This window comes from Curtobacterium sp. PhB78, from assembly GCF_003751685.1.
Lineage (GTDB): Bacteria > Actinomycetota > Actinomycetes > Actinomycetales > Microbacteriaceae > Curtobacterium.
In genome coordinates, this window is record NZ_RKIA01000003.1 from 224,246 (window position 1) to 246,756 (window position 22,511).

The 22,511-nt window shown below is 71.5% G+C and carries 27 protein-coding genes; 22 read left to right on the forward strand and 5 right to left on the reverse strand.

Annotation, left to right across the window (positions count from 1 at the left end):
• Positions 1–51: 51 nt before the first annotated feature.
• Complete coding sequence (locus tag EDF53_RS07960) at positions 52–546, forward strand: helix-turn-helix domain-containing protein (RefSeq protein WP_123293051.1); 495 nt, start codon at positions 52–54, stop codon at positions 544–546.
• On the opposite strand, the gene EDF53_RS07965 is transcribed toward EDF53_RS07960, so the two are convergent.
• Complete coding sequence (locus EDF53_RS07965; RefSeq protein WP_111083538.1) at positions 530–1,375, reverse strand: LuxR C-terminal-related transcriptional regulator; 846 nt, start codon at positions 1,373–1,375, stop codon at positions 530–532. The genes EDF53_RS07960 and EDF53_RS07965 overlap by 17 nt on opposite strands.
• 111 nt (positions 1,376–1,486) lie before the next feature.
• Here EDF53_RS07965 and hxlB point away from each other — a divergent pair, with 111 nt between their 5' ends.
• The 6 genes from hxlB (at position 1,487) to EDF53_RS07995 (ending at position 7,490) form a co-directional block, all read left to right on the forward strand.
• Positions 1,487–2,050 carry a 6-phospho-3-hexuloisomerase gene (gene hxlB / locus EDF53_RS07970; RefSeq protein WP_123293401.1) on the forward strand — a complete coding sequence of 188 codons (564 nt, stop codon included), beginning with the start codon at positions 1,487–1,489 and terminating at the stop codon, positions 2,048–2,050.
• Positions 2,051–2,061: 11 nt separating this feature from the next.
• Complete coding sequence (hxlA, locus tag EDF53_RS07975; protein WP_111083537.1) at positions 2,062–2,688, forward strand: 3-hexulose-6-phosphate synthase; 627 nt, start codon at positions 2,062–2,064, stop codon at positions 2,686–2,688.
• A 130-nt stretch (positions 2,689–2,818) separates the two neighbouring features.
• Entirely contained in the window at positions 2,819–3,313 is a 495-nt protein-coding gene (locus tag EDF53_RS07980) for a GNAT family N-acetyltransferase (protein ID WP_123293052.1), read from the forward strand.
• Positions 3,310–4,050, forward strand: a complete 741-nt coding sequence (locus tag EDF53_RS07985; RefSeq protein WP_123293053.1) for an alpha/beta hydrolase — start codon at positions 3,310–3,312, stop codon at positions 4,048–4,050. The genes EDF53_RS07980 and EDF53_RS07985 overlap by 4 nt, the downstream gene beginning before the upstream one ends.
• An 85-nt stretch (positions 4,051–4,135) precedes the next feature.
• Entirely contained in the window at positions 4,136–4,903 is a 768-nt protein-coding gene (locus EDF53_RS07990) for an HAD family phosphatase (protein ID WP_123293054.1), read from the forward strand.
• Positions 4,904–4,979: 76 nt separating this feature from the next.
• Positions 4,980–7,490 (forward strand): glycoside hydrolase family 65 protein, encoded by a 2,511-nt coding sequence (locus EDF53_RS07995; protein ID WP_123293055.1) that lies wholly within the window; start codon positions 4,980–4,982, stop codon positions 7,488–7,490.
• Between the two features lie 24 nt (positions 7,491–7,514).
• On the opposite strand, the gene EDF53_RS08000 is transcribed toward EDF53_RS07995, so the two are convergent.
• Positions 7,515–8,030 (reverse strand): DUF1697 domain-containing protein, encoded by a 516-nt coding sequence (locus EDF53_RS08000; RefSeq protein ID WP_123293056.1) that lies wholly within the window; start codon positions 8,028–8,030, stop codon positions 7,515–7,517.
• Between the two features lie 90 nt (positions 8,031–8,120).
• On the opposite strand from EDF53_RS08000, the gene EDF53_RS08005 reads away from it, so the two are divergent.
• Together EDF53_RS08005 and EDF53_RS08010 are read left to right on the forward strand one after the other, a co-directional pair.
• The gene (locus EDF53_RS08005) at positions 8,121–8,693 is read left to right on the forward strand and encodes a transcriptional regulator (RefSeq protein WP_123293057.1); all 573 of its coding nucleotides are present in this window, start codon (positions 8,121–8,123) and stop codon (positions 8,691–8,693) included.
• Positions 8,690–9,949 (forward strand): MFS transporter, encoded by a 1,260-nt coding sequence (locus EDF53_RS08010; RefSeq protein ID WP_123293058.1) that lies wholly within the window; start codon positions 8,690–8,692, stop codon positions 9,947–9,949. Before EDF53_RS08005 ends, EDF53_RS08010 begins: the two co-directional genes overlap by 4 nt.
• 19 nt (positions 9,950–9,968) lie before the next feature.
• Here the strand turns inward: EDF53_RS08010 and EDF53_RS08015 are convergent, their stop codons facing one another.
• A complete protein-coding gene (locus EDF53_RS08015) occupies positions 9,969–10,229 on the reverse strand; it encodes a hypothetical protein (RefSeq protein ID WP_148058302.1) in 261 nt (86 codons plus the stop codon).
• A 103-nt stretch (positions 10,230–10,332) separates the two neighbouring features.
• Here EDF53_RS08015 and EDF53_RS08020 point away from each other — a divergent pair, with 103 nt between their 5' ends.
• Together EDF53_RS08020 and EDF53_RS08025 are read left to right on the forward strand one after the other, a co-directional pair.
• On the forward strand, positions 10,333–10,797 hold the full coding sequence (locus EDF53_RS08020; RefSeq protein WP_131845912.1) for a prevent-host-death protein: 465 nt from the start codon (positions 10,333–10,335) through the stop codon (positions 10,795–10,797).
• Between the two features lie 211 nt (positions 10,798–11,008).
• Entirely contained in the window at positions 11,009–11,461 is a 453-nt protein-coding gene (locus EDF53_RS08025; RefSeq protein WP_123293061.1) for a hypothetical protein, read from the forward strand.
• 171 nt (positions 11,462–11,632) lie between these two features.
• Here EDF53_RS08025 and EDF53_RS08030 read toward each other — a convergent pair whose 3' ends face one another.
• Positions 11,633–13,105, reverse strand: a complete 1,473-nt coding sequence (locus EDF53_RS08030; protein ID WP_123293062.1) for an NCS2 family permease — start codon at positions 13,103–13,105, stop codon at positions 11,633–11,635.
• Between the two features lie 176 nt (positions 13,106–13,281).
• On the opposite strand from EDF53_RS08030, the gene folE reads away from it, so the two are divergent.
• The 5 genes from folE to EDF53_RS08055 all read left to right on the forward strand — a co-directional run bounded on the left by folE (position 13,282) and on the right by EDF53_RS08055 (position 16,917).
• Positions 13,282–13,875 (forward strand): GTP cyclohydrolase I, encoded by a 594-nt coding sequence (folE, locus tag EDF53_RS08035; protein WP_123293064.1) that lies wholly within the window; start codon positions 13,282–13,284, stop codon positions 13,873–13,875.
• Complete coding sequence (gene folP / locus EDF53_RS08040) at positions 13,872–14,810, forward strand: dihydropteroate synthase (RefSeq protein ID WP_123293065.1); 939 nt, start codon at positions 13,872–13,874, stop codon at positions 14,808–14,810. The genes folE and folP overlap by 4 nt, the downstream gene beginning before the upstream one ends.
• Positions 14,807–15,595 carry a pyrimidine reductase family protein gene (locus tag EDF53_RS08045; RefSeq protein ID WP_123293067.1) on the forward strand — a complete coding sequence of 263 codons (789 nt, stop codon included), beginning with the start codon at positions 14,807–14,809 and terminating at the stop codon, positions 15,593–15,595. Before folP ends, EDF53_RS08045 begins: the two co-directional genes overlap by 4 nt.
• A 10-nt stretch (positions 15,596–15,605) precedes the next feature.
• Positions 15,606–16,259: an HAD-IA family hydrolase gene (locus EDF53_RS08050; protein ID WP_123293069.1), complete on the forward strand. Its 654-nt coding sequence runs from the start codon at positions 15,606–15,608 to the stop codon at positions 16,257–16,259.
• 115 nt (positions 16,260–16,374) lie between these two features.
• On the forward strand, positions 16,375–16,917 hold the full coding sequence (locus EDF53_RS08055) for a type 1 glutamine amidotransferase domain-containing protein (RefSeq protein WP_111083520.1): 543 nt from the start codon (positions 16,375–16,377) through the stop codon (positions 16,915–16,917).
• Between the two features lie 76 nt (positions 16,918–16,993).
• Here the strand turns inward: EDF53_RS08055 and EDF53_RS08065 are convergent, their stop codons facing one another.
• Entirely contained in the window at positions 16,994–17,530 is a 537-nt protein-coding gene (locus EDF53_RS08065; RefSeq protein ID WP_123293402.1) for a molybdenum cofactor biosysynthesis protein, read from the reverse strand.
• 324 nt (positions 17,531–17,854) lie between these two features.
• Here EDF53_RS08065 and EDF53_RS08070 point away from each other — a divergent pair, with 324 nt between their 5' ends.
• The 6 genes from EDF53_RS08070 (at position 17,855) to EDF53_RS08095 (ending at position 22,367) form a co-directional block, all read left to right on the forward strand.
• Entirely contained in the window at positions 17,855–19,447 is a 1,593-nt protein-coding gene (locus EDF53_RS08070) for a DNA-3-methyladenine glycosylase 2 family protein (RefSeq protein WP_395873435.1), read from the forward strand.
• Positions 19,444–19,956, forward strand: coding sequence for a methylated-DNA--[protein]-cysteine S-methyltransferase (locus EDF53_RS08075; RefSeq protein WP_123293071.1), 513 nt, complete (start codon positions 19,444–19,446; stop codon positions 19,954–19,956). The genes EDF53_RS08070 and EDF53_RS08075 overlap by 4 nt, the downstream gene beginning before the upstream one ends.
• 28 nt (positions 19,957–19,984) lie before the next feature.
• Positions 19,985–20,245 (forward strand): type II toxin-antitoxin system Phd/YefM family antitoxin, encoded by a 261-nt coding sequence (locus tag EDF53_RS08080; RefSeq protein WP_123293073.1) that lies wholly within the window; start codon positions 19,985–19,987, stop codon positions 20,243–20,245.
• Positions 20,242–20,502: a type II toxin-antitoxin system RelE/ParE family toxin gene (locus EDF53_RS08085; protein WP_123293075.1), complete on the forward strand. Its 261-nt coding sequence runs from the start codon at positions 20,242–20,244 to the stop codon at positions 20,500–20,502. Before EDF53_RS08080 ends, EDF53_RS08085 begins: the two co-directional genes overlap by 4 nt.
• Positions 20,503–20,654: 152 nt before the next feature.
• Complete coding sequence (locus EDF53_RS08090; RefSeq protein WP_165918691.1) at positions 20,655–21,476, forward strand: alpha/beta fold hydrolase; 822 nt, start codon at positions 20,655–20,657, stop codon at positions 21,474–21,476.
• Positions 21,477–21,494: 18 nt separating this feature from the next.
• A complete protein-coding gene (locus EDF53_RS08095; RefSeq protein ID WP_131845918.1) occupies positions 21,495–22,367 on the forward strand; it encodes a hypothetical protein in 873 nt (290 codons plus the stop codon).
• Positions 22,368–22,511: the final 144 nt, after the last annotated feature.

Consider the following 22,511-nt stretch of genomic DNA (forward strand, 5'->3'; position numbering starts at 1 on the left):
GTCGGGTCCGTGTCGTGGTGCGTCGTTCCGGGGATCCCTAGTGTTCAGGGCATGAACGAGATGCGGATCGGGGAGCTGCGGCGACTGCGCGGGTGGACCCAGGAACGACTGGCCGAGGCGAGCGGCCTCGCGGTGCGGACGGTGCAGCGGATGGAGAGCGGCAACGACGCGAGCCTGGAGTCACTGTCGTCGGTCGCCGCGGCACTCGAGGTGCCCGTGCGGGACCTGTTCGTCACCGACGAGCGGGAGTCCCTCGAGCCCGAGGTGCGCGGACTCGACGAGCGTGCGGAGCAGCAGCAGGTGCAGCGCGACTCGGCGACCCGGGGGTGGCAGTACCTGTACTCGGGCGTGGGCATCGTCGTGACGCTCGGCACCATCGCCCTCATCGGCGCAGGGATCTGGACCGGGTTCGCGATCTTCGTTGTCCCCGTCTACTGGGCAGGGGGCAAGTTGCTCTCGCAGTTCTTGATGGCGACCGTCGTCGAACCCTCACTCGACCGCCGGTACCCACTGTCGCGGTCGCGGCGGGTCACGCCCGGGAACTGAAGGCGGCGAGCTCGGCACGGGTGCGGGCCCCGTGCTTCCGGAGCAGGTTCGCCACGTGGTACTTCACGGTGTTCACGCTGATGCCCAGGCCCTCGGCGATCTCGCGGTTGCCGACGCCCGTCGCGAGCAGCCGCAGCACGTCGCGCTCCCGCGGGGTGAGGTCGTCGTCCGCGACCGAGTCCACCTCGGTCGGCGACGGGTCGAGGGGCAGCGAGATGTCGAGCACCGAGCCCCAGTCCGGCGTGCTCGACACCTGGACGCGGCCGTCGAGGGTGACGACCCGTTCTGCGATCGGCCGCATGGCGTCGTCGTGCACGTCGAGGGTGCCGGACCCGTCGTCACGGAGCTGCATGAGCAGGTTCCGGCCGTCGCAGTCCCACTGGATGCGGACCCGCTTGGCCGCACCACCGTCGACCAGGGCGAGCACGGCGGTCCGGACGATGGCGCGGGCCGCGTGGGCGACGTCGCCCGGCAGTGCGCGGCCGGTGGTCGGCGGCTCGACGAACTGCACGTCGAGGTCGCCGAACCGGACGAGCGGGCGCAGGTCGGCTCGAAGGCGCGAGAACGCCCCGGTGACCGGCTCGAGCAGGGTGCTGCGCTGGTGGTCGGTCTCGGTGCGCAGGTCGACGAGTGCTGCCGACGCGATCTCGACGGCCTCGGCCCGCGCGGCGGCGTCCGACACCCGAGGTGACCGGAGCACGGCGAGCACGGACTCGAGGGTGAGCGCCTGACGGTCCGCCTGCTCGGCGACGGTCCGGGCGTGCTCCGAGGCGGCGAGCCGACTGGCGGGCTCGCCACGGGCCTCCCGGTCGGGTGCGATGGCGTCCATGGGAGCCGAACCTACCTGTCCCACCCGTGCGGACGGGGCCACCCGATCGGGTGGGATGCCTGCCGACGCGGGTAGCGGTGCGGCGGGCCGCGCGACGGCATGCTCGTGGACATGGCAGAACCCACCGTCCCCGCAGCGTTCGACGTGATCGTGCGCGAGGTCACCGACCTCGCCGCGAACGTCGACGACGCGTCGGCCGAGCGCGCCCTCGACCTGATCGACCGCTCCCACCGTGTCTTCGTGCACGGTGCCGGCCGTTCCGGACTCGCGCTGCGCATGACCGCGATGCGGCTCATGCACCTCGGTCGCGACGTCCACGTCGTCGGAGAGGTCACCACGCCCGCGATCCGGCCCGGGGACGTGCTCCTCGTCGCGAGCGGTTCCGGCACGACCACCGGCATCGTGCAGGCCGCCCGCATCGCGCACGACGTCGGCGCGTCCGTCGTCGCCCTGTCGACCACCGACGACTCCCCGTTGTCCGAGGTCGCGGACGTCACCCTCGTGCTGCCGGCAGCGACGAAGACCGACCGCTCCGGCACGGCCTCGGCGCAGTACGCCGGCAGTCTCTTCGAGCAGGCCGTCGCCCTGGTCGGCGACGCCCTGTTCCACACGCTCTGGTCCCGCGGCGGGCAGTCCGCCGACGACCTCTGGCCCCGACACGCAAACCTCGAATGAAAGGCATCCACATGCAGCTCCAGTTCGCCATGGACACCCTGACCACCGAAGCCGCCCTCGAACTCGCCGCCGCGGCCGCGCCGCACGTCGACGTCCTCGAGCTCGGCACGCCCCTGATCAAGAGCGCCGGCCTGTCCGCCGTCACCGCGATCAAGGAAGCCCACCCGGACAAGATCGTCTTCGCCGACCTCAAGACGATGGACGCCGGCGAGCTCGAGGCCGACATCGCGTTCTCGGCGGGAGCCGACCTGGTCACCGTCCTCGGTGTCGCCGGTGACTCGACCATCGTCGGTGCCGTCAAGGCCGCGAAGAAGCACGGCAAGGGCATCGTCGTCGACCTGATCGGCGTCTCCGACAAGGCCGCCCGTGCCCGCGAGGTCGTCGCCCTCGGCGCCGAGTTCGTCGAGGTGCACGCCGGGCTCGACGAGCAGGCGGAAGAGGGCTTCACCTTCTCGACACTGCTCGACGCCGGCAAGGAGTCGGGTGTGCCGTTCTCGATCGCCGGCGGCGTGAACGCGTCCTCCGTCGCCTCGGTGCAGGAGGCCGGTGCCCGGATCGCCGTCGCCGGCAGCGCGATCTACAGCGCGTCGGACGTCGGCGCAGCAGCCGCCGAGATCCGCGCCGCGATCACGGCGTAGCGCCCGCGGCGCCCGCGCCGCGTGCGTCCGCGTGTGGCTGCGCCGCGATGGTGAGCAGAAATGGTCGAGTGCGCATCACGCACCCGACCATTTCTGCTCACCGAGGGACCTCCGCCGGTACCGTCGAGGCGTGACGATCGAGCTGCGCCGGGTGACCGCGGACGATTGGTGCGTCTGGCGACCCGTCCGGCTGCGGGCGCTCGCCGACTCCCCGCACGCGTTCGGCTCGACGCTGCAGGACTGGGCGGACGCCCCCGAGCACCGCTGGCGGACACGCCTGTCGATCCCCGGTGCGCTCGATCTGCTGGCGGTCGCCGCCGAGGGTGACGTCGTCGGGATGGCCAGCGGCGTCCCGGGTACCGACGCCGGTGCGCCAGCCGAACTCATCTCGATGTGGGTCGACCCCGCCGCCCGGGGCCGAGGCGTCGCACGTGCCCTGATCGAGGCGATCGCGGAGTGGGCAGCAGCCTCCGGTGGCGGGGTGCTCGAACTCTCCGTGATGCCCGACAACACCGTCGCCCGGCACACCTACGAACGCGCCGGGTTCACCGCACTCGACGACCCGGGCGATCCCCTGCCCGACGGTCGGAACGAGGTGCTGATGCGTCGTACGGTGGTCGCATGAACCGAGTACTGCGGTGGACCGCGTGGATCGTCGCCGTGCTGCTGGTGGTCGTGGTGGTGTTCCTCGTCTGGGCACACATCGTCATGCAGGGCACCCGGAGCGCTGCGCTGCAGGTCTGGCGCGACGACCGTGTGTCGGTCCAGGACGCCGGTGACTCCGTGGTGATGACGCCCACGGGGCAGGCCGACGGCAAGGGCATCGTGTTCATCCCGGGTGCGAAGGTCGATCCGTACGCGTACATGGCGACCTTCCGGCAGGTGGTCGCGAACGGCACGACGGTCGTCATCACGAAGCCGACGCTCAACCTCGCGTTCTTCGACACCCGGCCGCTCTCCACTTTCGAGGCGCACGCGCCGGACGTCGCGACCTGGGCGGTCGGCGGGCACTCGCTGGGCGGGGTCCGCGCCTGCCAGCTCGCGCAGGACGCGGACGGCCTGCTGCTGCTCGGCAGCTACTGCGCGAACGACATCAGCAGCTCGTACATCGACGTGCTGAGCGTCTCGGGCTCGCGTGACGGGCTCTCGACCCCCGACAAGGTCGACGCGGCCCGGCACCTGTTGCCGTCGACCGCGACGATGACCGAGGTCCAGGGTTCGAACCACGCCGACTTCGGCGCCTACGGGGACCAGCCGGGCGACCGCACGGCGACCATCAGCCGCGAGTCCGCCCGCGAACAGATCTCCTCGGCGATCGAGGAGTGGGCGCGCGACCTGCCGCCGGCCCCTGGCCTGCGCTGACGGCGCGGTCTGAACACGCGTGCTGGAGCGGTCCTAGACTCGACGAGAGCAACGTCCACGAACCCCGTTCCCTGAAGGGCTGCAGATGACGACGCCGACCCGGCGCACACCCGCGCGACTCGCGGACACGCGAGCGCTCCTGTTCGACCTGGACGGTGTCCTCACCCCCACCGCCGACGTGCACATGCGCGCCTGGAGCCGGCTCTTCACGCCGTACCTCGAAGCGCACGGGGTCGCGCCGTACACACAGGCCGACTACTTCGCGTACATCGACGGCAAGCCGCGGTACGACGGCGTGCGGTCGCTCCTCGAGTCGCGGGGCATCGACCTACCGCAGGGCACCCCGGACGACGGCCCGGACGACGACACCGTGTGCGGTCTCGGCAACCGGAAGAACGCCGAGTTCACCGCCGAGCTGGACGAACACGGCGTCGAGCCGTACCCCGGCTCGCTCCGGTTCCTCACCGCCGCGATCGACGCCGGCTTCCACGTCGCGGTCGTCTCGAGCTCCGCGAACGCCGTCTCGGTGCTGCGGACCGCCGGCATCCTCGACCGGTTCACCGTCGTGGTCGACGGGCTCGTCGCCCGCCAGGACGGCCTGGCCGGCAAGCCCGCCCCCGACACCTACCTGGACGCCGCCGGGCGCTTCGGACTGACCGCCGCCGAGTGCGTCGTGGTCGAGGACGCCACCAGTGGTGTCGAAGCCGGCCGGAACGGGGCCTTCGGGCTCGTCGTCGGAGTCGACCGCGGAGCGGGCGCCGACGCGCTGCGTGAACACGGCGCTGACGTCGTCGTGACGGACCTCGCCGACCTGGTCGCGGAGCTTCCGCACGCGACCACCAGCACGACGTAGCCAGCGCGCCGGAGGCGAGCCGCGCCTCCCGGTCGAACCGACGTCCCCACGCCACCCTCCCTTCCCACGGAGCACCATGAACCCCATCACCTCGGACCCGCTCGACCGCGTCCGGTACCCGATCGACGAGTGGGCCCTCGTCGAGACCGAGTACACCCCCGACCAGCAGGGCGTCGCCGAGACGAACTTCGCCGTCGGCAACGGGTACCTCGGCCTGCGCGGCAACCTCGACGAGGGGCGCGGCGGTGTGCAGTACGGCACGTACATCAACGGGTTCCACGAGACCTGGCCGATCCGGCACGCCGAAGACGCCTTCGGGTTCGCCAAGACCGGCCAGACGATCATCAACGCGCCCGACGCCAAGGTGATCCGGCTGTACGTCGACGACGAACCCCTGGTGCTGGCCGAGGCGGACATCCTCCACCACACGCGGCGCCTCGAGTTCCGCGGCGGCTACCTGTTCCGCGAGACCGAGTGGTCGACGCCGTCCGGCAAGCGCGTGCTGATCCGGTCCCGCCGTCTGGTGTCGTTCACCGATCGGCACCTCGCCGTGATCGACTACGAGGTCACCGTGCTCGACGCGGACGCCTCGATCCTGCTGTCCAGCCAGATCCTGAACCGCCAGGACGTGCAGGACGAGTACCACGCCGGGATGCGGGCGGCCGCGAACGCCTTCGACCCGCGCAAGGCCGAGGCCTTCACCGACCGGGTGCTCGAACCGAAGCTCAAGCGCAGCACCGGCGCCCGTTCCCTGCTCGGGTACCAGGCGTCGAGCTCCGGCATGACCATCTGCGTCGGTGTGGAGCACCACCTCGAGACCGAGAACAGCTGGGACGAGTCGTCGTCGATCGACGACGACCTGGCGAAGCACGTCTACCGCGTCCAGGCGCGTGCCGGGCAGCCGATCCGACTCGTCAAGCACGTCGTGTACCACACCTCCCGCGGTGTCCCGGTGCGCGAACTCGCCGACCGCTGCGACCGCACGCTCGACCGGGCGCACGCCGAGAACATCGACGAGACGTTCGAGAAGCAGCGCGTCTGGCTCGACGACTACTGGGCACGCAGCGACGTCGAGATCGCCGGGCAGCCGGAGATCCAGCAGGCCGTCCGGTGGAACCTGTTCATGCTCGCGCAGGCCACGGCCCGCACCGACGGGCACGGCATCGCCGCCAAGGGCGTCACCGGCTCCGGCTACGGCGGGCACTACTTCTGGGACATGGAGATCTACGTCCTGCCGTTCCTGTCGTACACGGCGCCGATCGTCGCCCGGAACGCGCTGCGGTTCCGCTACAACATGCTCGACGCCGCACGCTCGCGGGCACGCGAGCTGAACCAGCGGGGTGCCCTGTTCCCCTGGCGCACGATCAACGGCGAGGAGTCGAGCGCGTACTACGCCGCCGGCACCGCGCAGTACCACATCGACGCCGACATCGCCCATGCCCTGATGCAGTACGTGCGGGCGTCCGGTGACACCGAGTTCCTGAAGCGCGGGGCGATCGACGTGCTCGTCGAGACCGCTCGGCTGTGGGCCGACCTCGGCTTCTGGCGCTCCAACGGCGACAAGAAGTTCCACATCGACGGCGTCACCGGGCCCGACGAGTACACGACCGTCGTCGACGACAACCTCTACACGAACGTCATGGCGCGAGCGAACCTGTGGTTCGCGGTGAACGCGTGCCGCGAACTCGCGGCCGACGACGTCGAAGAGTACGACCGGATGGTGCGCCGCACCGGTCTGCGCCCCGACGAGCTCGTCGAGTGGGAGCACGCCGCCGAGTCGATGGAGATCCCCTTCGACCCGCACCGTGGCATCCACCCGCAGGACGCCCAGTTCCTCGACAAGGAACTCTGGGACCTCGAGAACACCCCCGAGTCCAAGCGTCCGCTGCTGCTCCACTACCACCCGCTGGTCATCTACCGGTTCCAGGTGCTCAAGCAGGCAGACGTCGTGCTCGCGCTGTTCCTGCAAGGGCACGAGTTCACCGCGGCCGAGAAGCGCCGCGACTTCGACTACTACGACGCGCTCACCACGGGCGACTCGACGCTGTCGGCGGTCGTGCAGTCGATCATGGCGGCCGAGGTCGGGTACCACGACCTCGCCGATCAGTACTTCCAGACGGCGCTCTACGTCGACCTGGCCGACCTGCACGGCAACACTTCGGACGGCGTGCACATCGCGTCGACCGGTGGCATCTGGGGTGCGCTCGTCAACGGGTTCGGCGGCATGCGCGACCACGGCGGCCGGATGACGTTCAACCCGCGACTGCCGCGGCACTGGGACTCGTTGACCTACCGTCTGACCGTGCGCGGGTCGCGGGTCCGGGTCGACCTCGGGCAGGACGCCATGACCTTCACGGTCGAGACGGGTTCGGGCTTCACCGCCTGGGTGCACAACCAGCAGTGGGACATCGAGGCCGGCGAGCCGACCGTCGTGCCGTTGCCGCACCAGGGGCCACGCATGTCCGGGCACGCACCGACCACGAGCGACATCCAGGGCACGCTCCGGGCTGACGGCTCCGTGATCACGGCGTCGATCCCGACGATCTCGCTCCAGCGCGACTTCGACGTGGACGAGACGACCGCGTAGGGCGTCAGACCGGGCTCGCTCGGGTCACAGGAGCTTCCGGAGCGTGTTCGTGTTGCGCGTCGTGGTCGAGCGCTTGAAGCGTGCTGCTCCGGCCCGCTTCGCGAACACGGTGTCCGTGCTCGACCCCTTCGGGCAGGACCAGTACACGACCCCGTCACCCCGGGCGACCTGCTCGACCGTGGTGTCGAGCACGAGGTCGGCGAGCAGCGCGTCGAGGGCGTCGTCGTCGGAGCCGAACACCACGTAGTCGTGCCGATCGTCGGCCCGGTCGAACGGGAACCGCTCGACGATGCCTTCGAGGTCGTCGTGCGGGACGAGCACGATCCACGCGTCGTAGCCGAAGCGGTCGCGGAGTGCCTGTTCGATCGTGCCCTTCAGGGTCGGCGCGTCGGCGTCCGTCCCGAACACCACGTTGCCGGATGCGAGCACCGTGCGGACGTCGTCGAAGCCGATTCCACGGAGCAGTTCCGCGAGCTCGGCGTTCTTGATCGTGATGCCGTTGACGTTCACTCCGCGCAGCAGCGCGATCCACTTCGCCATGCCGGAACCGTAGCGCGGTGGCGGCCGTCTCAGCCGATCAACTACACAAGAAGCATTGCGCAAGAGTTCTTGTGCATCTATCGTCAGAGCATGACCGTGCGCAGACTCGACGACGCCGCCCACATGCGTGCCCTCGCCCACCCGACCCGACTGCGGATCGTCGGGCTCCTGCGTTCCGGTGGACCGCAGACCGCGGCGATGCTCGGCGACGAGATCGACGAGGCACCCGGCACGATCAGCTACCACTGCAAGCGCCTGGCCGACGCGGACTTCATCGAGCCGGCGCCGGAGCTCGGTTCGGACCGGCGGGAGCGGTGGTGGCGTGCGACTGCGGACCGCACGTCGTGGGACCTCGCCGATGCGCTCGACGACCCGGAACGGATGCTCGCCACGACGGCACTCGACCACACCGTCGCCGATGCGTACGCGGCCGAGTACGGGCGGTTCATCGACCAGGCGCCGGTGCTCGGCCGTGAGTGGGTCGCGGCGTCGACCAGTTCCGACGAGGTGCTGCGGCTGACCGCCGAGGAACTCACCGGCCTCGGCGCCGAACTGCGTGCCGTCGTCGAGCGATGGACGGCCGTGAGTGACGCGCACACGCCGGGTGACGGGTCGGAGCGCGTCATCGCCGTCACGCAGAGCTACCGGATGGGGCGACCGTGAACGCCCGGGCACGGTTGCGGGCGCTGCTCGCGGTCCAGGTCGTCTCGCGGACCGGCAACGTCGTCACGACCGTGGCCGTGCCCTTCGCCGTCCTGGCCCGGGGCGGCTCGGCGACGGACGTCGGGATCGCCGCCTTCGCCGCGACGGTGCCGATCGTCCTCGGCGGCCCCTTCGGCGGGGCGCTCGTCGAGCGGGTCGGGTTCGTCCGTTCGAGTGTGGCGTCGGACCTCGTCAGCGGTGTGACCCTCCTGGCGATGCCGGTCCTCGCCTGGACGGTGGGTCTGCCGTTCTGGGCACTCCTGGCGCTCGTGTTCGTGAGCGGCCTGTTCGACCTGCCCGGGGAGTCCGCACGCCGGGTCCTGCTCCCGGGGCTCGCACGATCGGCCGGCGTCCCGCTGGAGCGCGCGGTCGGTCACTTCGAGGCGTCCCAGCGACTCTCGGTGCTCATCGGCGCGCCACTCGGCGGGGTGCTCGTCGCGGCTGCCGGACCGATGGCCGCCCTCGTCTGCACCGCGGTGGCGTTCGGCACCGCCGCCCTGCTCGCTGCGGCGCTGGTCCGGCCGGCGGACGGCGACGCGGCGGCAGCGACCGCTGATGCGGCTCCGACCAGCGGGTACTGGCGGGACATCGCCGAGGGCTTCCGGTTCTGCGTCCGCGACCCGTTCTTCCGGCTCGTGATCGCCCTCGTGCTGATCACGAACCTGCTCGACGCGGCCCGGTCGACGACGTTGCTCCCGCTCTACGCCGCCGACACACTCGGCGGGGCGCAGGCGCTGGGTTTCGTGACCGGGACCTTCGGCGGTGCGGCGTTCCTCGGGTCGGTGGCCTTCGGGTACGTCGCACACCGCGTCCCCCGTCGGATCACGTTCGTCGTGTGCTTCGTGCTCGCCGGTGGGCCCTCGCTCCTGGTGCCGGCGCTCGGCCTCGGGCTGCCGTGGATGCTCGCTGCCTCGGCGCTGTCGGGCCTCGCCGCCGGCGCACTCAACCCGATCCTCGGTGCGGTCGAGCTCGAGCGCATCCCGGTGCACATGCGGGCCCGGGTGTTCGGGCTGCTCGGAGCCGGGTCCTGGGCGGGCATCCCGCTCGGCGGACTGCTCGCCGGGTTCGCGGCCGAGGGTGTCGGTGTGCAGGCGACGTTCGGAGCGGTCGTCGTGCTCTACACCGTCGTGACGCTCGCGCCGCTGACGGGTGGCGCCTGGCGTCTCATGGAACGACCGGCTCCGGAGCGGGCGCCGGTCGAGCGCGTGACGACGTAGTCCGCATCCGGGGTGGCGCTCACGTCCACGTCCGCGCGACGCCCCAGCCGCTGCCCTCGGGCACGATGTCGACCACCAGCGTTTCCCCGTCGTCGGCCGTGGCCTGGAAACGCCAGCCGACCGTGCGCTCGGGGGCGTGGGTGATGGCGGTCGGCAGCTCGGCCCGCGTCACGGTCAGACGGGTCGGGGTGTCGCTCACCCGCCAACGGCGCCCGCCCCAGACCAGCCGGCTCGGTGCGCCCTCGGCCCACCACACCGTGGCGGCCGTCTCCGTGATCATCATCGGGTCTCCTCGTTCGAACGTGTGTTCGAATGCTAGGTCGCAATCGGACGGCGAGCAACTGCGGGTTGTGTTCAGAACGCGTTCTGAATACGCTGGATCCATGACCCTGACCGCCCCTCCTCGCTCGCGTCGTGCCGTCCAGTCGTCTGACCTCTCCCGCCATTCGAGAGAAGTGTTCGCTGCAGCTGAAGAAGAGCCGCTCGAAGTCACGCGGCGCGATGGAAAAGCGCTCGTGCTCACCACGAAGGAACGCTCGGACGACGACGACGCGGTCCTCGAGATCGCTGCGCAGTTGATCGCTGCGGTGACCGTCAACGAGGGGCTGCCGCTCCACGATCGACTCGCCATCCCCTACCCGTGGATCAAGCTCCTGAGTCGAGACGACCAGCAGCGATTTGCCCGCGAGATCGTCGACGTGGCTCGTGGATCGTTCTCGCTCAGGCAGCCGCGGGCCTTGCTCGTCGAGATGCAGGCGTGGCGCAGCAGTGCCGAGGCGATCGCGGCGGGCTGGAGCACCGGCGACCCCGAACTCCTCGAGCACCCGATCGTCCTCGACGCGCCGTGAAGCCGTGGTCAGTCGCGGCGCGCTCGGCGTCGTCCGGCACTCGGGTCGCGAATGGACACGTCGGCAGCTCGAACTGAAGCGGGGCGCGCGGATCTGGTTCACGGTGGACGAGGCGGATCGAGTCGTCTGCATCACAGACGTCCACACGCGCCATCCCAACCAGACGAAGTGACTGCGCCTGACCTCGGATGCCCTCGTGTAGACGGGGAGCATGACGAACGACGATCAGGGCCCCGACGCACAGCACCAGGCCCCCGCGGGGGTCTCCGACGCCACGGTGGAGGCACTCGGCACACTGTCGGCTGCGGTCGAGGTCATCGAGCACGCCCGCGGCCTGCTCTACGGCTTCCACCGCCTGACGGGCACCGCCGACCTGAACCTCGGCGAAGCCGTCGAGCAGCTCCGGAAGGCCGGCCACACCGAACTCGCCGACCGCATCGACACCGAGCTCGTGGGCCGCAACGTCATCGCCGGCCGCTGGACGTTCCAGGTCGTCGAGGACTACGACGACGGGTACTACGCGCTCGCGAAGGAGCTGGAGCGCACTGCGCGGGACGAGCTCGTGCAGGGGCGCCGCCACCTGTTCGAGGCGGGCATGAAGGAGGACCGGCGGTCCGGCGGTCGACGCCACCACGAGGCGACGCCGGGCGACCTGCCGGACTGAGCACGGGCCTCTCGGCCGGCCCGATCGCGAAAGCGACAGTTCTCCGCGGATGTTTCGCGGACAACAGTCGCTTTCGTGGACCACCCTCGGACGGCCCCACAGGAACTGTCGCTCTTGCAGACCAGCCCCGGCCCGGCCCGGCCCGGCCAGCCCCTGCCCGGCCCCCCGGCCTCAGCCGACGCCGAGCAGCGCCTCCAGCGGCCCTCGTGCGAAGTACAGCAGGAAGCCCGCGGCGACGACGTAGAGCAGCCACGACACCTCGCGGCCCCGGCCGGACAGCAGCTTGATGAGGACCCAGCTGATGAAGCCGACGCCGATGCCGTTCGCGATCGAGTAGGTGAGCGGCATGACGACGATCGTCAGGAACGCGGGCAGGGCCGACCCGAAGTCCGTCCACGAGATGTCCGCCACCTGCGCCACCATCAGGGCGCCGACGACGACGAGTCCGGCGGCGGCGACCTCGAGCGGGACGACCTGCGTGAGCGGGGTGAGGAACATCGACGCCAGGAACAGCAGGCCGGTGACGACCGACGCCATGCCGGTGCGTGCGCCCTCGCCGATGCCGGCGGCGGAGTCGATGAAGACGGTGTTCGACGACACCGAGGCGCCACCGCCGGCGATCGCGCCGACGCCCTCGACGACGAGCGCCGACTTCAGGCGGGGGAACGTGCCGTCGGGCTTCGCGACGCCGGCGGCCTTCGCCAGGCCGGTCATGGTGCCCATCGCGTCGAAGAAGTTCGTGAACACGAGGGTGAAGACGAGCATCGACGCGGCCAACGGCCCGATGCGGCTGAATGCACCGAACAGGTCAGCGTGGCCGACGAGCGACAGGTCGGGGAACGCGAAGAGCGCACTCGGCAGGCCGGGGGCGTTGAGGTTCCAGCCGGTCTTCGAGTCGACCGAGGTCGGCACCTGGAAGATCGCCTGCAGGATGATCGCGATGATCGTCGTCGCGACGATCCCGATGAGCAGCGCGCCCTTGACCTTGCGGGCCATGAGCGTGCCGATGATGACGAGGCCGATCAGGAACACGATGGTCGGCAGGGCGCCGACGGAGCCGTCCTCACCGAGCTGCAGGGGCGGCGACGCGAGCCCGGACGAGCGCACGAAGCCCGAGTCGACGAGGCCGATGAAGGCGATGAACAGGCCGATGCCGACGGTGATCGCTGCCTTCAGCTGCGCCGGGACGGCGGTGAAGATCATCGTCCGGATCCCCGTCAACGCCAGGACCACGATGATCACGCCGTTGATGACGACGAGTCCCATCGCCTCGGCCCAGGTGACCTGCTGCACGACGCTGACGGCCAGGAACGAGTTGATCCCGAGGCCCGCGGCGATGCCGAACGGCAGGTTCGCGATGACGCCCATGGCGATGGTCATCAGGCCGGCGACGAGGCCGGTCGCGGCGGCGACCTGCGCGTTCTCGAGCCAGCCGCCGGAGACGTCCTTGGCGGCCTGGTCGGCGCTGAACCCACCGAGGATCAGCGGGTTGAGGATGACGATGTACGCCATCGTCACGAACGAGACGAGTCCGCCTCGCACCTCGCGCGGGATCGTGGATCCGCGCTTCGTGATGGAGAAGTATCGATCGAGGCCGGTCGCGAAGCGGTTCCGGGGTGGGGTGTCGGTCTTCGTGGCGCTCACCGAGCAAGTTTAAAGCCTGCTGGGTTTCCGGCATGTCACAGGATCCTCACAGGGCGCGCAGGGTGCGCCGATGTCCGACCGGGAGGCCCGACCCGCGTGATCGGGGGACGTCACGCCGTGCGCCGGCTCGCGTTCTCCGGCCATGGCTGGTGTTGGATGGAGCGGTGACGTCACGCATGGACCGTGCCCGCGTCGAGGCCGCGGTGCGCGAACTCCTGCTCGGCATCGGCGAGGATCCCGACCGCCCCGAACTCGAACGCACACCCGCTCGGGTCGCCGACTCGTACGCCGAGTTCTTCGCCGGCATCGGCACGGACGCCGTTGCCATCGCCCGCGACGGCACGGTGCACGCCGAGGACGGTGAACGCGGCCGACTCGTCATCGTCCGCGACGTGAAGTTCCGGTCCGTCTGCGAGCACCACCTGCTGCCGTTCCTCGGGGTCGCGCACCTGGCGTACGCGCCGGGTGACCGTCTGATTGGGCTCGGAACGCTCTCGCGTGTGCTCGACGCCGTGGCCTCGCGTCCGCAGCTGCAGGAACGACTGGGCGAGCAGGTCGCTGCCACGATCGCCGAGGGGCTCGGTGCCGAGGGGGTCCTCGTGGTCCTCGACGCGCAGCACCAGTGCGTGACGACCCGTGGGGAGCGCCAGACCGGCTCGACGACCGTCACGGTCGCGGCGAACGGCTCGCTGGCCGACGCCGCGGGCCGGGCGGAGGCGATCGCGCTCATCGGTGCGGGGCGTGTGCCCGACCCCGAGGCGGACGCGTGACGACCGAGGGGGCCGCCACGGGCCTCCAGACAGGATCGACCGCACCCGGCTGGGTCGTGCCGGACCTGCGGCAGCCGGTCCGCACGATCGGACGCAGAACGTTCGACTTCGACCACCGCATCGCCGTGATGGCGATCGTGAACCGCACGCCCGACTCGTTCCACGACCGCGGTGCCACCTTCGAGCTCGACCGCGCCGTCGCCGCCGCCGTCCGGGCTGCCGAACAGGGCGCCGACTGGGTCGACATCGGCGGCGTGAAGTTCGCTCCGGGGCCGGAACTGCCCGCTGCGGACGAGGTCGACCGCGTCGTGCCCGTCGTCGAGCAGCTCGCCCAGGAGTCCGACGTCACCATCAGCGTCGACACGTTCCGCCCCGAGGTCGCCGCAGCGGCGATCGCAGCTGGCGCGAGCGTGGTCAACGACACCACCGGCCTGTCCGATCCCCGGATGGCGGCCGTCGTCGCGGACTCCGAGGCGACGATCGTCATCACGCACTCGCTCGCCGAACCCCGACGGCCCCTCGCAGCGCCGCCGCAGTACGACGACGTCACCGCGTCCGTCGTCGGGTTCCTGCGGGAGCGCGTCGACCGGGCGCTCGCCGCGGGGATCCCGGAGTCGCGGATCGTCGTCGACCCGGGCCACGACCTCAACAAGAACACCGTGCACACGCTCGAGGTCACCCGGCGCCTGCCCGAGGTCGTGGCGCTCGGCTACCCGGTGCTCGCGGCGGTGTCGAACAAGGACTTCGTGGGGGAGTCGCTCGGACGCCCGCGCGGCGAACGCCTGGCGGGGTCGCTCGCCGTCGCGACCGTGAGCGCGATGCTCGGGGCGCGGATCGTCCGGATGCACGACGTCGCCGAGAGCGTCGACGCGATGCGCATGGTCGAGGCGACGCTCGGTTGGCGCGCCCCAGTGGAAGCGCGGCACAACACGTGAACCTCCTGCCCCCGTCGATCGCGGACCTGTCCGACGACGACCTCATCGACCTGTACACAGCAGGTGCCTCGGCGCCGTGGCTGCGGGTGAACTTCGTGGCGACGCTCGACGGGTCCGCCTCGGCCGCCGGGGTCTCGGGGTCGCTCGGCGGCCCGGACGACCTGCGCGTGTTCGACCTGCTCCGCCGGGTCGCCGACGTCGTGCTCGTCGCAGCCGGCACCGTGCGTGACGAGGGCTACGGGCCGATGGTCCTGCACGACGCCGACGTGGCCTGGCGCCGGGCGCACGGCCTGCCCGACCACCCGGTGTTCGCGATCGTGTCGCGGTCACTGTCACTGGACGCCGGATCCCGGGTGTTCACCGAGGCCCCGGTCCGGCCAGTCGTCCTGACCTCCGCGGCTGCGGCGGCGTCGGACGTCGGGGTCGCGCTGTCGTCCGTCGCCGACGTCGTGCCCTGCAGCACCGACACCGACCCCGACTCGGTCGACGTGTCGCTCGTCCGCGACGCACTGGTGGCGCGGGGGTTCGGCACGATCCACTGCGAGGGCGGGCCGTCGTTCCTCGGGTCGCTCATCGCCGCGGACGCCGTCGACGAGCTGACCCTGACGATCGACCCGTCGCTCGAGGGCGGCACCGGGCCCCGGATCGCCCGCGGCAGTTCACCGGAGCTGCGACGGATGCGCCCCGCGCACGTGCTCCGCGGTGCGGGTGACGTGCTGCTGACCCGGTACGTCCGGGCGGAGCCGCCTGCCCGAGTCTCGGGGACGGTCGACCGCGTCGGCTAGGGTCGGGCGCGTGATCGACATCGTGGCGTCCGGGGTCCTCTTCGACATGGACGGGACGCTCGTCGACTCGACCGCGGTGGTCGAGGCCACCTGGACCCGGTTCGGTCACGACCGCGGCATCGACCCGGCCGAGATCCTCGCCTTCTCGCACGGCCGTCAGGCGATCAGCACGATCGAGCACTTCCTGCCCGAACTGGACCGTGACGAACAGCTCCGCATCGCCGCCGCACTGGTCGCCGAGGAGAGCGCGAGCAGCGAGGGCATCTTCGAGATCCCCGGTGCCGCCGCCTTCGTCGACCGGCTCCTCGACGCGGGGGTCCCGGTGGCGCTCGTGACGAGTGCGCCGCGCGACCTGGCCGCCGGCCGGATGGCGGCAGCGGGCCTGACCATGCCGACGGCGTTCGTGCCGTCCGAGGACGTCGAGCACGGCAAGCCCCACCCCGACGGGTACCTGCGCGGTGCCGCGCTGCTCGGTGTCGAGGCCACCGACTGCGTGGCGTTCGAGGACGCCCCCGCCGGCCTCGAGTCGGCCATCGCCTCCGGAGCGACCACGGTCGTCGTCGGCCCGCACGAGTCGGACGTCACGGCCGGGCTCTACCGGGTGTCGGGGTACGAGGGCATCACCGTCGAGCCCGAAGGGTCCGCTTTCCGCATCCGCGGCTGAGGACCCGCTGCGTCCTGCGGGCACGCCCAGCGCTCCCCGACGACCCTCGGGTGTGCGGCCGGAACAACCGGGCCGCACGTGCGGCCGGAACCACCGGGCCGCGGAAGGAGCGACCATGGCAACCCTGGACGGCAAGAAGGTCCTCGTCATCGCGACGAACTACGGCGTGGAGCAGGACGAGATCGTCGTGCCCGTCGACCAGCTCCGCGAGCGCGGCGCGACGGTGACCGTGGCGGCGCAGGACTCCGGTTCGATCGCGACCCTCGTCGGCGACAAGGACCCCGGCAAGTCCCTCGACCCCGACACCACCATCGCCGGTGTCAACGTGACCGGGTACGACGCGCTCGTGGTCCCCGGTGGCACGATCAACGCCGACACCCTGCGACAGGACAACTCGGCGGTCTCCCTGGTGACGGCCTTCGTCGAGGCGAACAAGCCCGTCGCGGCGATCTGCCACGGCCCGTGGACCCTCATCGAGGCCGGTGTGCTGCGCGGACGGACGATCACCTCGTTCCCGTCGCTGCAGACCGACGTCCGGAACGCCGGCGCCGAGTGGGTCGACCAGGAGGTTCAGGTCGACGGCGGCATCATCACCTCGCGGAACCCCGACGACCTGCCGGCCTTCGTCGACGCGATCGAGAGCGCGCTGACCGCGTGAGCGCAGTGCGCTGCCGCTGACGGCGCTGCCGCTGACGGCGCTGCCGCTGACGGCGCTGCCGCTGACGGCGCCGCCGTCAGCCCAGCGCGACGGGGCGGGTCGTCCGGAGCACCGCGGGTCCGAGGGCGAGCACGCCGTCGGACTCGGGGTCGCACCGCACTCCGCCCCGTCCACGCATCGCCCGGAACGCCCCCGGCGCCACCTCGTGGTCCATCCAGGCGCACGGGTTCGCCGACCGGTACCCGCGGAACAGCACCGCATCGCTGCCGGGACTCTGCAACGAGAACGGCTCGCCTCGGAGCGCCTCGACGTCGGCGCCTCGCAGGAACACGTTCCGCCGGGTCGCCACGGGGTCGACCGGCACGCCGAGTGATCGTCCGACCTCCTCGAGGCCCTCGAGTCCGAGGACCGTCACCGAGGCGTGCACGTGCGCCCGCGCCGCGAAGTAGCGGTCGCCGACGATGCCGAGTCCCGCACGCAGTTGGATGCGGTCGCGCAGCTCGTCGGGGTCGTCCGACCGGACCGGCAGGGCACCGTCGGCCGGCCTGCCCTCGTAGCGGTGGCGGCGCGACACGAGCAGCAGCGCGACCTCGACGTCGGTCCGGAACGGCAGGTCGACGGAGTCGGCGAGCTCGGCGAGCTCGTCGGAGCCGACCCGGTGGTCAGACCCGGCTACGTCGTCTCCGGAGGTCACCCGCCCAACGCTAGCCGGGCCTCCCGGTCGACGCCGTGCCCTCGTCGCCACTGCGCCGAGGTTCCACAACACGCCGTCCGTGTGGCGCCGAGGTTCCACGGGCGAGCACATCGAGCGCCGACATGCCGAGATCTCGGAACCTCGGAACCTCGGGCCGCCCGCCACCCGCACCACGCGACGTGCCGCGGCGTCCGATTTCCGCCAGTCGCGGTCGGTGGTGCGTGTCAGGCTGGGCCCGTGACCATCCCCGGAACCGACCAGCTGCATGCCGAGCGCTACCGCGTCGTCGCCTCGCGCGACGCACGCTTCGACGGCCAGTTCGTCACCGCCGTGCACTCCACGGGCATCTACTGCCGACCGAGCTGCCCGGCACGCACGCCCCGCGAGACCGGCGTCACCTTCTACCGCACGAGTGCAGCAGCGCACCTGGCCGGCTTCCGTGCCTGCAAGCGCTGCCTGCCCGAAGCGACCCCCGGCAGCCCCGAGTGGGACCTGCGCGAGGACGTCGCCGGCCGCGCCATGCGCCTCGTCCTCGACGGCGTCGTCGAGCGCGACGGCGTCCCGGGGCTCGCCGCACGGGTCGGCTACTCCGAACGCCAGCTCAACCGCATCATGACGGCCGAGCTCGGTGCCGGCCCGAAGGCGCTCAGCCGCGCACACCGCGCCCAGACGGCACGCACGCTGCTGACGTCGTCGGACCTGCCCATCGCGGACGTCGCCTTCGCGGCCGGGTTCGCGAGCGTCCGCCAGTTCAACGAGACCGTCCGCGAGGTCTTCGCCGTCACCCCGTCCGAACTGCGCGCCCGCCGGACGCTCCGGCCCGCGTCCGACGGCGCACTGCACGTGCACCTGCCCGCGCGGCCGCCGTTCGACGCGCAGGGGCTCCTCGACTGGCACGCGCTGCACGCCCTGCCGGGCCTGGAGCAGGTGGACACCGACGATTCCGGGCGGGTCACCTCCTACGGACGGCTGCTCGACCTGCCGGGAGGCCCGGGCTGGTTCAGCGCATCGGCCGCGGTCGCGGGGGCGGCCGGTTCCACGGCCGCCGGTCGCGGTACCGGGATCGACCTGCGGGTGCGCGTCACCGACCTGTCCGACCTGCCGACGCTCGTCGCCCGCGTCCGGTCGTACTTCGACCTCGATGCCGACCCGGTCGCCGTCGACGCGGTGCTCGGCTCCGTGCCCGAGCTGGCCGCGGCGGTGCGGCGGGTCCCCGGCTTGCGGCTGCCCGGTGCCGTCGACGCGCACGAGATCGTGTTCCGCACCCTCATCGGGCAACAGGTCTCCGTCGCCGCGGCCAGGACGGCCCAGACGCGGCTCGTGGCGGCGCTCGGTGCCGCCGTGCCGTCGGCGATCCTGCCGGAGGGCCTGCTGTTCCCGTCCGCCGAGGTCATCGCCGCCCGCGGCCACGAGGTGCTGCGCGGTCCGGCCACCCGCGTCGACACGATCCTGCGGGTCGCCGCGGCGCTCGCCGACGGGTCGCTCGTCATCGACGGCGGACAGTCCCTCGACGAACTGCGCGAGCGGCTGCTGGCGGTGAAGGGCATCGGGCCGTGGACCGCCGACTACGTGGCGCTCCGGGTCCGGCACCACCCCGACGTGTTCCTCCACAGCGACCTCGCGGTGCGCAACGGTGCACAGGAACTCGGACTGCCCGGTACGGCGCGCGAGCTCTCCCTATGGTCGGAGCAGGTGGCGCCCTGGCGGAGCTACCTGACGATGCACTGCTGGCGACCGATCATCGACCGCGCGATCGCGACGGCCGCCGGTGCGCGGGTGCACGGCACCGGCCGTGCGCGGCACGCAGACAACGACCCTCGGAAGGACGAACGATGACCGACGCAACCATCCAGACCCTGGACACCCCGGACGGGGCCTTCACCGTGCTCGAGGACGCCGAGGGCCGTGTCCTCGCCTCGGGCTGGACCGACTCCGTCGACCGGATCCTCGGGCGGCTCGCCGACCGGTACCGGCCCAGTCGCATCGTCGACGGCACGGTCGCCTCCGCTGATGCCGTGGACGCCTTCTACTCGGGCGAGGTCGAGCACGCCATGCAGGTGCCGGTGCGGCAGTTCGGCACCGACCTGTTCACCGAGGGGTGGCGGCAGCTCCGCCGCATCCCCGCCGGCGGCACCCTGACCTACACCGAGTTCGCGGGGGCGATGGGTCGCCCGGACGCCGTGCGGGCCGCCGCCAGCGTGTGCGCACGGAACGCTCCAGCCCTGTTCGTGCCGTGCCACCGGGTACTGCGGTCCGACGGCACACTCGGGGGCTTCGCGTGGGGGCTCGACGTCAAGCGATCGTTGCTCGAACGGGAGTCGGTCGGCACCACGGCGCTCGTCTGAGTTGTACAAAACGCTCTAGAATGTACAGGTGAGCGAAGTGTCGATCTCCGAAGCACGTGGCCGCCTGGCGTCGATCATCGATGACGCCCGGCACGAACCCGTCTACCTGACCCGGCGCAACAAGCGCGTCGCGGCGGTGGTGGACGCGGATGTCCTGGACCGCCTGCTCGAGGCGGCCGAGGACCTCGACGACCTGGTCGCGTACGACGCTGCCATCGCGGAGAACAAGCGCATCGGCGGCGAGAACGTGCAGTGGGACGATCTCAAGCGCGAACTCGGACTCGGATGACCTGGTCGGTCGAGGTCATCCCGTCCGCGCAACGTGTCATCCGCAAGCTCCCGCCCGACGGTCGTCGGCGGATCGAGGGACTCCTCGCGATCCTCGCCGACCACCCGCGGCCCCCGGCAGCTCGGAAGCTCGTGAACCGACCCGGTTGGCGGGTGCGATCAGGTGACTACCGTCTGATCTACGAGATCGACGACGGCCGACTCATCGTGATCGTCGTCGATGCCGGCCACCGCCGAGCGATCTACCGCGACCGCTGAGCGGAGCCGGACCCGGACCCGGATCGGTCGTCTCCCCCTGGTTGCGGGTGGTGACGTGGGAGCGCTCCGATGCCATGCTTCGAGGACCGACCCGCCCGGTCCCTCCCGAGGACCCGACGCAGCGCCGTCGAACCACCCTCGGAAGGCCCCCAATGGACCAGCACGTCGACCGCACGGTCGTCTCCGCCGACGGCACGGTGATCGCCGTGTCCGACGCGGGGACCGGTCCGGCGCTCGTCGTGGTCGGTGGCGCCTTCGACCACCACGGCACCCCCACCGTCGAGCACCTGACCGGCGGCCTGCAGGACCGCTACCGGGTCATCACGTACGACCGGCGGGGCCGCGGTGCGAGCGGCGACACCACCCCGTGGACGATCGAACGCGAGGTCGAGGACCTCGCGGCCGTCGTCGCGAGTGTGGACGGACCCGTCGCCGCGCTCGGCCTCTGCGTCGGCGCGGGGGTGGTCCTCCGGGGCCTCGCCGCCGGCGTCCCGCTCGGGGCCGCCGTGCTGTGGGAGCCGCCGTACCGAGCGACGGTCGACCCGCACGCCGACGACGTCGTCTTCGCCGACCTGCTCGACGAACACGTCGCCGCCGGCCGTCGCGCCCAAGCGGTCCGGGCGTTCCTCGCGCACGTCCTGGGGGTGCCGATGGGGCAGATCTCGGCGCTGCGGCTGAAGGGTGCGCTCTGGCGGTCACTCGTCGTCGACGCCCACGTGCTCAGCCGCGACGTGCGGGTGCTCAACGGCCTGGCGATCCCGGAGCGGGTGGCAGCAGCGGTCGGTGTCCCGGTGCTCGTCGCCGCGGGCAGCGACGGCCACGAGTGGATGCGGCAGGCGGCCCGAGCGGTCGTCGAGGCCGTGCCGGGCTCGGGCTACGTCGAGGTCCCCGGGCAGGGTCACGTGCCCGACCCGGCTGCGATCGGCGCCGTGCTCGACGGGTTCCTGGTCCGGGTCGTCTCACCGAGCAGCTGACTGCGAGAGGATGGCGTGGTGAACGCACCTCGTCTCGGTCTCCTGCTCGACGTCGACGGGCCCATCGCCAGCCCCGTCTCCCGCACCATCGCGATCCCGAGCATCATCGAGGACCTCGTCGCCCTCGCCGCCGAGGGCATCCCCGTCGTCTTCAACACCGGCCGGAGCGACGCCTTCATCCGGAGCGAGGTGGTCGGTCCGCTGCTCGCCGGTGGTCTCGCCGAGGGTGGCCGCGTGCACGCCGTCTGCGAGAAGGGCGCCGTCTGGTGCTCGATCGGCCCGCAGTACGAGGGCGGGATGAGCGAGCTCACCGTCGCCGACGACCTGGCGCTCCCGCGCGACTACGCCGACGAGATGCGCGAGCTCGTCCGCACCGAGTACGCCGACCTGGTGTTCTTCGACGAGACGAAGCGCGCCATGGTGTCGATCGAGCAGCGGGTGGAGGTGCCGAACGCCACGTACCTGGCCCGGCAGCCCGAGTTCGACGCGAAGGCGATGGCGGCCCTCGAGCGTCGCGGCCTGGGCGTGCGCCGTCTCGACGACGTCCGACCCGACGCCGACGGCGCCGTGCAGTGGCGGATCGACCCGACGATCATCTCGACCGACGTCGAGTCCGACCGCAGCGGCAAGGACATGGGCGCCGAGCGGTCGCTCGAGCTCCTGGCGCAGGACGGCGAGCTGCCGACGGCCTGGCGCACGATGGGCGACTCGCGCAGCGACTACGCGATGGCGGACTGGCTGCACGCGAACGGTCACGAGGTCGCGCACGTCGACGTCCGTCCCTCGGACGGCGTGCCGGCGACGCCGTACCCGGTGCTCACCGCACCCGACGGGGTGATCCACGACGAGGCCGGAGCGCGGTTCCTGGCGGACTGGCGCCGATCCGCCTGAGCCGAGCCGGGCCTCCCGGTCGACCCGCCCTGCCCACGGAACCTGGTTCCGGACACCGCACCGCGCCGTTCCCTGGTTCCGCGTCCGGAACCTGTTTCCCATGCGCCCAGCGGCTCCGCTGTTTGCGTGTCGGGGTGGTACACC